The organism is Rhodoblastus sp., assembly GCF_041915505.1.
Lineage (GTDB): Bacteria > Pseudomonadota > Alphaproteobacteria > Rhizobiales > Beijerinckiaceae > Rhodoblastus.
This window is the reverse complement of record NZ_JAYSBG010000119.1, coordinates 1-9666: the sequence shown is the minus strand read 5'-3', so window position 1 is coordinate 9666 and position 9666 is coordinate 1. Positions and strand designations below refer to the sequence as shown.

Here is a 9666-nt window from a genome sequence, read left to right as displayed (position 1 = left end):
GTACGAATTCGCCAGCACCTATTCCTATCTCGCCGTCATGCGGGCCGGTCCGCTGGCGGAAGCGGCGGGCGTGCGCCTGCGCTGGCGGCCCTTCCTGCTCGGGGCGATTTTTTCGGCGCAGGGCTGGACCGACTCGCCATTTAACCTCTTTCCCGCCAAGGGGCGTCATATGTGGCGCGACATGGAGCGGCTCTGCGCGCGACGCGGCCTCGCCTTCAGCAAGCCCGAACCATTCCCGCAAAATACCTTGCGCGCGGCGCGGCTGGCGCTGGCGGTCCCCGAGGCGCGCCGCGCCGAATTCAGCCGCGCCGTCTTCCACGCCGAATTCGCGGAAGGCCGCGACATTGCCCAGGAGGCGGTCTTGCGCGACCTGCTCGTCGCGCTGGCCTTGCCCGCCGACGATCTGCCGGCCGAGGCGCAATCCGACGCGGTGAAGGCTTATCTGCGCAAGGAGACCGAGGCGGCGCAACGGGCCGGCGTGTTCGGCGCGCCGAGTTTCGTAACGGCGGATGGCGAATTGTTCTGGGGCGACGACCGATTCGAACAGGCGCTCGACTGGGCGCGCGGGAGGGCCCCATGAGCGTTCTGCCGCAATTGACCGGCGAAGAGATCGAGCGCTACGCCCGCCATATCGTGTTGCGGGACGTCGGCGGCGTCGGCCAGCGCAAGCTGAAGGCGGCCAAGGTTTTCGTCGTCGGCGCCGGCGGCCTCGGCGCGCCGCTGCTGCTCTATCTCGCGGCGGCGGGCGTCGGCGAGCTTCATGTCGTCGATGACGATGTCGTGTCCGTCTCCAATCTCCAGCGCCAGGTGCTGTTCGGCGAGGCCGATCTCGGCCGGCCCAAGGTCGAGGCCGCCGCCGACGCCTTGCGCCGGCTCAATCCGCATGTGCGGGTCGTCGGCCATCAGGCGCGGCTGACGGCGGCCAATATTCGTGCGCTGATCGAGGGCTGCGATATCGTCGCCGACGGGTCGGACAATTTCGACACGCGCTATATGGTCTCCGACGCCTGCTTCTATGCTAAAAAGCCGCTGGTGACGGCGGCCGTAGGGCAGTTCGACGGCTCGCTGACCACCTTGCGGCCATTCGAGACCGGGCCGGACGGAACGCCCAACCCGACCTATCGCTGCCTGTTCCCGGACAAGCCGCCGCCAGGCGCGCTCCCGACCTGCGCGGAGGCCGGCGTGCTCGGCGCGCTGACCGGTATGGTCGGCTCCCTGATGGCGCTGGAAGTTGTGCGCGAGATCGTCGGCTTCGGCGAATCCATGGTCGGGCGGCTGGCGCTGTTCGACCTCGCGACCATGCGCTTCGAAACCCTGTCCTATGGCTGGGACGAGGATAATCCGCTTAACGGCCGCGCCGCGCGAGACGGATGAAGGGCGCCGGTCGTTGGCGAGGACCCCTCATCCGGCGCTTCGCGCCACCTTCTCCCGCAAGGGGAGAAGGGAGTCGCGCCCATTGATGGGGCAATTTGATCCCGGGCGTCAGATGGTGGCGATCACCGCGATCTCGACCTTGTAGTCCGGCGCGACCAGCTTGGCTTCCACCGTGGCGCGGGCCGGGGTCTCGCCCTCGACCACCCAGGTGTCCCACACCGAATTCATCTCGCCGAAAGTGGCGATATCGGCGAGATAGATCGTCGCCATCATGATCTTGGTCTTGTCCGTGCCGGCCTCGGCCAGCAAAGCGTCGATCTGGGCGAGCACTTCCGCCGTCTGCGCGGCGACCGAGCCGCCGGCGGTCTTCTCGGCCACCTGGCCGGCCAGATAGACGGCGTTGCCGCGGATCACGGCCTGGCTCATGCGCTTGCCGGGTTTCAGTCTTTTCAAAGTGGGCATGTTCGGTCTCTCCGCCGGACGTCGTCAAAGATGCGGGCTCAATACACCAGCAGATCAATGCGCGCTATCCTCGGCCTTGGCCGGACCGTGCGATATCCGGTCGCTGAGCGCGAGCAGAACGGCGGAGAGCACGAAAGTCAGGTGGATCCCGACGTTCCAGGCAAGGTTGCGGTCGCTGGTGTTCTCCAGATCCATGAAGACGCGCAGGGTCTGGATCGCGGAAATGGCGACGATGGAGGACATCAATTTGAGCTTCAGGCCGCCGAAATCGATCTGGGTCAGCCAGGTCGGGCGGCTGGAGTTCTCGTCGGGTTCGACCTTGGCGACGAAATTTTCGAACCCCGACAGGATGACCAGCACCACCAGCGAGCTGGTCAGCGTCAGATCGATCAGGCCGAGCGTGTCGAGCACGACCGTCGATTCCTCGGCGACGAAAGCGTCATGAAACAGATGCAGCACATGCTGCCCGGCCTTGATGAGCAGAATGCCCATGGCGAAGGCCAAAGCGACGTAAAAGGGCGCAAGAAGCCACCGGCTGGCGAAGAGAATGTTCTGGATAAACAATTCGATCCGTTTGCCGGCGGCGGGCCTGACGTCAGCCATGCGAACCTCTCGCGCCCCCTTCCAAAGTCACAGGCCGACGCCGATGGGGCACGCGACGCCGCTCCCGCCGAGGCCGCAATAGCCTGCCGGATTTTTGGCAAGATATTGCTGGTGATAATCTTCCGCAAAGTAAAATTCGCCCGCCGGAGCGATTTCCGTTGTGATGGCGCCATGGCCGTGAGCGGATAGCGCCTGCTGGTAAAGCTCTTTCGACCGTTCGGCCGCCTTCTGCTGGGCGTCGTCGGTCGTATAGATGGCGGAACGATATTGCGTGCCGATGTCATTGCCCTGGCGCATGCCCTGGGTCGGGTCGTGCGATTCCCAGAAAATCGCCAGCAGGCGCGACAATTCTATCTTTTTCGGATCATAGACGACGAGAACGACTTCGGTATGGCCGGTATGGCCGGAGCAGACCTCCTCATAGGTCGGATGGGGCGTCGAGCCGCCGGCATAGCCGACGGCGGTGACGTAAACGCCTTCGCCGGCCTGCCAGAATTTGCGCTCCGCGCCCCAGAAACAGCCCATGCCGAACAGGATGCGCTCCATTCCGTCGGGATAGGGCGCCGCGAGGGCGCGGCCGTTGACGAAATGCCTCTCGGCGGTCGCGATCGGCTCCGGCCGGCCGGGCAGGGCCTCGGCGGCGGTCGGAATTTGCAGTTTCTTGCGTGAAAACAACATGGCTGTCTCCGTGATGTTCTTCAGGATCTGGTGATGAACGCCCGAATTGGCGAGAGCATTTTCGAAAATTCACGCTATAAAGGCCGCAAAGTCCAAGAAACGACCAGAAATGGAATGGACAGGAATGGGGATGGGATGGACTGGGACAAGTTGCGCGTGTTCCATGCCGTTGCGGCGGCGGGCTCTTTCACTCATGCCGGCGAATCGCTGCATCTGAGCCAGTCGGCGGTCAGCCGTCAGGTCGCCGCTCTGGAATACGATCTGAAAACCTCTTTGTTTCATCGTCACGCGCGCGGCCTGCTGCTGACCGAACAGGGCGAAATCCTGTTCCGCACCGTGCAGGAAGTGCTGAGCAAGCTGGAAAGCGCCCGCGTGCGGCTCTCGGATGCGCGCGACAAGCCGCATGGCGTGCTCAAGGTCACCGCCAATACCGGCTTCGGCGCCGCCTGGCTCGCCCCGCGCCTGGCCGATTTCCGTGAGCTTTACCCGGATATCGAAGTGGTGGTCATCCTCACCGACGACGAGCTGGACCTGTCGATGCGCGAGGCCGATGTCGCCTTGCGCCTGTGGGAGCCGTCGCAGGGCGACCTGATCCGGCGCAAATTATTCACCGTGCATTATTCGACCTATGCCTCGCGGTCCTATCTGCAGCGGTTCGGGGCGCCGCGCAGCCCGGCCGATCTCGACGCCCATCGCATCGTCGCCTTCGGCGTGACTGGCGCCGGCTATCTGCGCAATCTCAACCTGTTGCTGACCCAAGGACGCGATCCCAGAAACCCGCGCCAGCCGGTGATCTCGATCAACAATCTTTTCGCCATGACGCGGGCGATCGAGCGCGGCGCTGGCCTCGGCGTGCTGCCCGATTATGTGGTCGAGGAGAATTCGCCGCTGACGCGGCTCGATTTCGGCGCGGAAATGCCGACCTTCGATTGCTGGCTGGCCTATCCCGAAGAGATGAAGACGGTGGCCCGCGTGCAGGTGTTCCGCGATTTCCTCGTCGCCAACGTCCCGATGTGGAGATATTGACGGGCGGCCCGATGATCCTCAGTTCGACGATCACCTGTCCCTTGTGCGGCCATCGCGCGATCGAGCCGATGCCGACCGACGCTTGCGTCTATTTCTACGAATGCAGGTCCTGCGGCGCCGTCCTGAAGCCGAAGCAGGGCGATTGCTGCGTCTTCTGCTCCTATGGCGACGCGCCCTGTCCGCCGATGCAGGCGAGACCGTCCGGGATCGGCTGCTGTGGCTCCGCGATGCGCGCTCAGGTGAAAAGGGAAGGGGAGGAGGAAAGCTGACGACATCGCCGGCAAAATCCTGGCTCGGGTCCTTTTCGCCGCTTTCGAGCCTCGACGAGCGCGCGCGAGCGGCGCTGGCGCGATTGCCGGAATTGGCGATCCCGCGCGGCAAGACCTTGTTCTCCCCGGGCGCGCCCTGTCCGGGCTTCGTGCTGTTGCTCGACGGCGTCGCGCGGGTGAGCGTCACGGCGGAAAATGGCCGCCGCCTGCTGCTTTACCGCATTGCGCCGGGCGAAACCTGCGTCCAGACCACGCTCTGCCTGATGGGCGGGCTGGATTATACCGCCGAGGGCGTGGCGGAGACGGACCTGCGCGTCGCCATCGCGCCGCCGGCTTTGTTCGAGCGGCTGCTGCGTGAATCGCCGGAATTCGCCCGTTTCGTGTTCGAGCGGTTCGGCTCCCGTCTCGCCGAAATGACGCGGCTGATCGCCACCATCGCCTTTTTGCGGGTGGATGCGCGCCTCGCCGCCGCCTTGCTGGCGCGAGCCGACGCGCAGGGCGTGGTGGCGGCGACCCATCAGGATCTGGCCGAGGACATCGGCGGGGCGCGCGAGGTGGTGAGCCGCCAGCTCGCCGAATTCCAGCGCGCCGGCCTGCTGCGGCTTGGGCGCGGCCGCGTGGTTCTCGCCGACCGCGCCGCTTTGTCCGATCTCGCTTGCGTGATTTAGGTCACCGACTTTTCCGGCCGGGTTTTCTAAGGCTTGCGGATGGCGCGGCATGCGCCGATCCATTCGTCAATCCAAGGAGAAACCCATGACCGCCAATGTCGGAGGCGTCGACCGCATCCTGCGCGTCCTGGTCGGACTGGCCCTGATCGCCTGCGTTTTCGTCGGCCCGCAGACCCCTTGGGGCTGGATCGGGGTGATCCCGCTCGTCACCGGCCTCGCGCGCTTCTGCCCGGCCTATCGGCTGTTCGGCCTCAGCAGTTGTCCGAAGGCATAAGACTCACACCACTTCGTCCGGCGCCAGCACGCAGGCGAGCTGCGGGTCGATCTCGACCTGGATCGTCGTGTGATTGATCCGGAAACGCGTCGCCAGATCGGCGGCGAGATCGTGCAGGAAGGGGTCGCCGGGATGGCCGGCGGGCATGACCAAATGGCAGGTGAGCGCGATATCCGTCGTGCTCATCGGCCAGATGTGGAGGTCGTGCAGCGAAGCCACGCCGGGGCGCTTGGCGATGAAGCCGCGCACCTTGTCCGGCTCGATATGGTTCGGCGCCGCCGCCAGCGACATGGAGAGGGATTCGCGCAGCAAGCCCCAGGTGCCCCAGACGATGATGGCGTTGATGATCAGGCTGACCGCCGGATCGAGCCAGAGCCAGCCGGTGAACAGGATCACCAGGCCGGCGAGCACCACGCCCGCCGAGACCAGCGCGTCCGACGCCATATGCAGGAAGGCGCCGCGCAGGTTGATGTCGGATTTGCCGCCCGAGGCGAACAGCCAGGCGGTGACGCCATTGATGACGATGCCGATCGCCGCCACGATCATCACGGTCTTGCTGGCGACCGGCTCGGGCGAGCCGAGGCGCTGGATCGCTTCGAGCGAAATCGCGCCCACGGTGAGCATCAGGAAGACGGCGTTGAACAAGGCCGCCAGGATCGAGGAGGCGCGCAGGCCATAGGAAAAGCGCGGCGTCGGCGCCCTTTTCACCAATTCGCTGGCGAGCCAGGCGACGCCGAGCCCGAGCACGTCGCTCAGATTGTGGCCGGCGTCGGCCAACAGCGCCACGGAATTGCTGAGGAAGCCGTAGAGCGCCTCGACCACGACGAAAGCGACATTCAGTCCGATGCCGATGGCGAAGGCCGGTCCGAAATTCTTTGGCGCATGAACATGCGCATGGCCGACGCCGTGGGAATGGCCGGAACATCCCTCGCCATGATCGTGATCATGCGCGTCCTGATCGTGATGATCGTGGTCGTGACCATCGTGAGAATGATGGCTGTGATCTCCGCTCATGCGCCCTGCCTTTCGCGGTCAGAATAAAGCCGTTCGCTCGCGCGCGTTCAAGCCCGCAGGTGTTTTTGGCGCGCGAAAGCTCACGTAAAGTTTATTGCCCCGCTTCTGCACCGCAAGCGCCCATGATTTCAAGGCGCTAACGTGGTGCGGACAGATCGCGCCTTGGCGGCTGGAGCGAAACAAAATTGCCAAAACATTGAATTCAAGAGATATTTTCGCCGTTCAGCGACCCGGGAGGACGCGCCATGCTATTGGACCGCAAGACATTCAAGGATTCTCGTCCCTTGCCGCGCGACAACAACGCCTTCCAGGCGCAATTCGTCAGCGAGGCCGATGTCGTCAAATGCAATTCGATCTATTGCGACGTCAAACATTTCCCTGAGTGGAAGCCCGGCGATTGCTCAGGCCATTGCACGCTCATCCTCGACGGACACGGCGCGCAACATCGTTGCGGCAGTTGTAGCCACTACTTTTCATAAGACTGCCGGAGCCGCCGCCATGGACAAGCCCAAAGCGCCGCAGCCGGACCCGCTGCAGGCGATTTTCGACAGCCGCAAGGCCGAGCGCGAGCAAGCCGCCGCCGACATGCAGACATTGCAGAAGATGCAAGCCGAATCGACCGCCCGGATGCTCGAGGCGCGGCGGAAAAATCTGTCCTGGAACAGGAAGCCCAATCAGAAATAATAGTCAGTTCGCGAAGCGGAAATGCAGCACGTCGCCATCGGCGACCACATATTCCTTGCCTTCGAGCCGGAACTTGCCCGCGTCGCGCGCGCCGGATTCGCCGCTATGCGCGACATAATCCTCGAAGCCGATGGTTTCGGCGCGAATGAAGCCCTTCTCGAAATCGGTGTGGATCACGCCCGCCGCCGCCGGGGCCTTGACGCCCTTTTCGATGGTCCAGGCGCGCGCCTCCTTCGGGCCGACGGTGAAATAGGTGATGAGATGCAGCAGGCCGTAGCCGGCGCGGATCACGCGGTTGAGGCCCGGCTCCTCAAGGCCGACGGCTTCGAGGAAATCCTTCTGGTCTTCGAGCGCCATCACCGCGATCTCGCTCTCGATCTTGGCCGAGACCACCACCGCGACCGCGCCTTCCTCGGCCGCGCGGGCGAAGACCTTTTCCGAAAATTCATTGCCCTTGTCGGCCGCGGCCTCCTCGACATTGCACACGTAAAGCACGGGCTTGGAGGACAACAGGCCGAGCTGCGCGAAAGTCTTGCGTTCGTCGGCGGCGACCTCGGCGGTGCGCGCGGGGCGGCCTTCGCGCAGCAGGACGAGGCAGCGGTTGACGAGATCGAGCAGCTCCTTCGAATCCTTGTCGCCGCCGCGCGCCTTCTTTTCGAGATTGATGACGCGCTTTTCCAGCGAATCGAGGTCGGAGAGCATCAGCTCCGTCTCGATGGTCTCGATATCGCGGATCGGATCGACCCCGCCTTCGACATGGGTGATGTCGCCGTCCTCGAAACAGCGCACCACATGGGCGATGGCGTCGCATTCGCGGATATTGGCCAGAAACTGGTTGCCGAGGCCTTCGCCCTTGGAGGCGCCGCGCACGAGGCCGGCGATGTCCACGAAGGTGAGGCGGGTCGGGATGATCTCCTTGGAGCCGGCGATTTTGGCGAGGCTTTCAAGGCGGCGGTCCGGCACCGCGACGTCGCCGACATTGGGCTCGATGGTGCAGAACGGATAGTTCGCCGCCTGGGCCGCCGCGGTCTGCGTCAGCGCGTTGAACAAAGTCGATTTGCCGACATTAGGCAGGCCGACGATGCCGCATTTGAAACCCATGGGGGAACTCACCGATTGAAGAAGGAAGGTCGCGGGGCCGTATGCGGCGCGCGGGCCGAAAAGGCAAGCCCGAGTTGCGTTCCTCGGCGGCGACTTTGGCCTTGCGCAGCGGCGACTTGGGCCTCGCGCAGCGGCGATTTGGGCCTTGCGCGGCGGCCATATTTCGGTCACGCACTATTGCGATAGAGTCCGGTTAACCATGCTTGGGTCGCGATGAAAAAGCCGTTCGCCTTCGTCTCCTTGCCCCGCGCGGCCGGCGTTTTGCCGGACGCGGCGGTCGGGATTCCGGTTTCGGCTCATGGCCATGGCTGGCGATGGGGCCTGTTGGCGGCGGTCGGACTCGCCTGCGCCCTGGCGGCGAGCCCGGTTCTGGCGGAGCAATGCCCGCGCGGCCAGATCTTCTGGAAGACGAAAAAAACCTGCGTTGACAAGGCCGAAGCGGCGAAGCTCGGCTTTTATCACGGTCCGATCCCGGCCAAACCGGCCGACAAGCCCGCCGGAGACAAGCCTGCCGGGGACCAGCCGGCAGCAGAGCCGGCCGCAGCCGCGCCTGCCGATCAGCCGCCGGCCGCCGACGCCGTGGTCGCGCCGCCCGCACCCGTTCCTGCGCCGGAGCCCGAGCCCGTCGCGGCCCAGGTGGAGACGCCGAAGCCGTCGCCCTTCGGCGAATTGACCCTGGAGGATTTCGCCAAGGCGAAATGACCCGGCGATTGCATGACGCGCGAAATCGTCTAAAACCCGCGCCATGACCGAAATCTCCCCCGAAGCTCTCTGCCCCTGCCGCGCCGCGTCGCAAGACCCGCACGCCTTTTCCGATTGCTGCGGCCCCTATCTCGCCCGCACGAAAAATCCGCCGACGGCGGAAACCCTGATGCGGTCGCGCTACAGCGCCTTCGCCCGGGGCGACGTCGATTATCTCTACGACACCCTGGCCGAGGACCAGCGCGGCGATTTCGACCGCGCGGCGACCAGCGACTGGGCCAATAAGTCGGAATGGCTCGGCCTCGACATTCTCGCCGTCGAAGACGGCGGCGAGGGCGACCCGACCGGCACCGTGAGCTTCGTCGCCCATTTCAGCCGCGACGGCAAGAAACTGACCCATAGAGAGCGTTCCTTGTTTCGCCGCGACGGCGAGGGCCGCTGGCGCTTCGCCCGCGAATTGCCGATGAAGGGCGAAACGGTCGTGCTTGGCGCCCAGCCGGGCCGCAACGATCCGTGCCCCTGCGGCTCCGGCAAGAAATACAAGAAGTGCTGCGGCGCGGCCGCCTGAGGTTTTATTCCGGCGTCACAAAGCCTGCGGCTGGCGGATCGCGACATCCGGCCGCCGCGACAGCGCGCCTTGCGCGCTGAGCGACAGCACGTCGCCGAACAGCTCCAGCACTGCGCGCTGGTCCATGGCGAGGCGGCGCGGCTCGCGGTCATGGGCCTGCAGCAGGCCCCAGAGCGCGCCGTCGACCCGGATCGGAATGGATAAAGCGGCGGCGAAGCCGGCGCGCGCGGCGCGTTCGCGCTC

General features: G+C 65.0%; 16 protein-coding genes. 10 read left to right on the top strand and 6 right to left on the bottom strand.

All coding sequences use genetic code 11. The annotated features are described in order from the left end of the window. Positions 1-580 (top strand): 2-hydroxychromene-2-carboxylate isomerase (locus ACE3S9_RS09480; RefSeq protein WP_374546209.1); only part of this gene is annotated, 580 nt, incomplete at its 5' end. Continuing rightward, positions 577-1374 (top strand): ThiF family adenylyltransferase, encoded by a 798-nt coding sequence (locus ACE3S9_RS09475; RefSeq protein ID WP_374546208.1) that lies wholly within the window; start codon positions 577-579, stop codon positions 1372-1374. The genes ACE3S9_RS09480 and ACE3S9_RS09475, both read left to right, overlap by 4 nt. A 108-nt stretch (positions 1375-1482) precedes the next feature. On the opposite strand, the gene ACE3S9_RS09470 is transcribed toward ACE3S9_RS09475, so the two are convergent. Genes ACE3S9_RS09470 through msrA form a run of 3 tightly spaced genes read right to left on the bottom strand, consistent with a single transcriptional unit; the run spans position 1483 to position 3117 of the window. Further along, positions 1483-1836: a RidA family protein gene (locus ACE3S9_RS09470; protein WP_374546207.1), complete on the bottom strand. Its 354-nt coding sequence runs from the start codon at positions 1834-1836 to the stop codon at positions 1483-1485. A gap of 54 nt (positions 1837-1890) precedes the next feature. Next, positions 1891-2439: a TIGR00645 family protein gene (locus tag ACE3S9_RS09465; protein ID WP_374546206.1), complete on the bottom strand. Its 549-nt coding sequence runs from the start codon at positions 2437-2439 to the stop codon at positions 1891-1893. Between the two features lie 27 nt (positions 2440-2466). Next, complete coding sequence (msrA, locus tag ACE3S9_RS09460) at positions 2467-3117, bottom strand: peptide-methionine (S)-S-oxide reductase MsrA (RefSeq protein WP_374546205.1); 651 nt, start codon at positions 3115-3117, stop codon at positions 2467-2469. A 135-nt stretch (positions 3118-3252) separates the two neighbouring features. Here msrA and ACE3S9_RS09455 point away from each other — a divergent pair, with 135 nt between their 5' ends. From ACE3S9_RS09455 to ACE3S9_RS09440, 4 genes are all read left to right on the top strand, one after another. Then, positions 3253-4143: a LysR family transcriptional regulator gene (locus ACE3S9_RS09455; protein WP_374546204.1), complete on the top strand. Its 891-nt coding sequence runs from the start codon at positions 3253-3255 to the stop codon at positions 4141-4143. 11 nt (positions 4144-4154) lie between these two features. Then, positions 4155-4412 carry a GDCCVxC domain-containing (seleno)protein gene (locus ACE3S9_RS09450; protein ID WP_374546203.1) on the top strand — a complete coding sequence of 86 codons (258 nt, stop codon included), beginning with the start codon at positions 4155-4157 and terminating at the stop codon, positions 4410-4412. Between the two features lie 83 nt (positions 4413-4495). Next, complete coding sequence (locus tag ACE3S9_RS09445; RefSeq protein ID WP_374546201.1) at positions 4496-5080, top strand: Crp/Fnr family transcriptional regulator; 585 nt, start codon at positions 4496-4498, stop codon at positions 5078-5080. Positions 5081-5165: 85 nt separating this feature from the next. Next, complete coding sequence (locus ACE3S9_RS09440; RefSeq protein WP_374546200.1) at positions 5166-5354, top strand: DUF2892 domain-containing protein; 189 nt, start codon at positions 5166-5168, stop codon at positions 5352-5354. A gap of 3 nt (positions 5355-5357) precedes the next feature. Here the strand turns inward: ACE3S9_RS09440 and ACE3S9_RS09435 are convergent, their stop codons facing one another. After that, the gene (locus ACE3S9_RS09435) at positions 5358-6368 is read right to left on the bottom strand and encodes a cation diffusion facilitator family transporter (RefSeq protein WP_374546199.1); all 1011 of its coding nucleotides are present in this window, start codon (positions 6366-6368) and stop codon (positions 5358-5360) included. A gap of 245 nt (positions 6369-6613) precedes the next feature. Between ACE3S9_RS09435 and ACE3S9_RS09430 the strand changes: the two genes are divergently transcribed. Then, positions 6614-6847 (top strand): hypothetical protein, encoded by a 234-nt coding sequence (locus ACE3S9_RS09430; protein ID WP_374546197.1) that lies wholly within the window; start codon positions 6614-6616, stop codon positions 6845-6847. 19 nt (positions 6848-6866) lie between these two features. After that, positions 6867-7052, top strand: a complete 186-nt coding sequence (locus tag ACE3S9_RS09425; RefSeq protein ID WP_374546196.1) for a hypothetical protein — start codon at positions 6867-6869, stop codon at positions 7050-7052. Between the two features lie 3 nt (positions 7053-7055). Here the strand turns inward: ACE3S9_RS09425 and ychF are convergent, their stop codons facing one another. Further along, on the bottom strand, positions 7056-8153 hold the full coding sequence (gene ychF / locus ACE3S9_RS09420) for a redox-regulated ATPase YchF (protein WP_374546194.1): 1098 nt from the start codon (positions 8151-8153) through the stop codon (positions 7056-7058). Between the two features lie 213 nt (positions 8154-8366). On the opposite strand from ychF, the gene ACE3S9_RS09415 reads away from it, so the two are divergent. Further along, complete coding sequence (locus ACE3S9_RS09415; protein WP_374546193.1) at positions 8367-8855, top strand: hypothetical protein; 489 nt, start codon at positions 8367-8369, stop codon at positions 8853-8855. A gap of 43 nt (positions 8856-8898) precedes the next feature. Further along, positions 8899-9423: a YchJ family protein gene (locus ACE3S9_RS09410; protein ID WP_374546192.1), complete on the top strand. Its 525-nt coding sequence runs from the start codon at positions 8899-8901 to the stop codon at positions 9421-9423. A gap of 15 nt (positions 9424-9438) precedes the next feature. Here ACE3S9_RS09410 and ACE3S9_RS09405 read toward each other — a convergent pair. After that, on the bottom strand, positions 9439-9666 hold a 228-nt coding region (locus ACE3S9_RS09405; protein WP_374546191.1), incomplete at its 5' end, for a GAF domain-containing protein.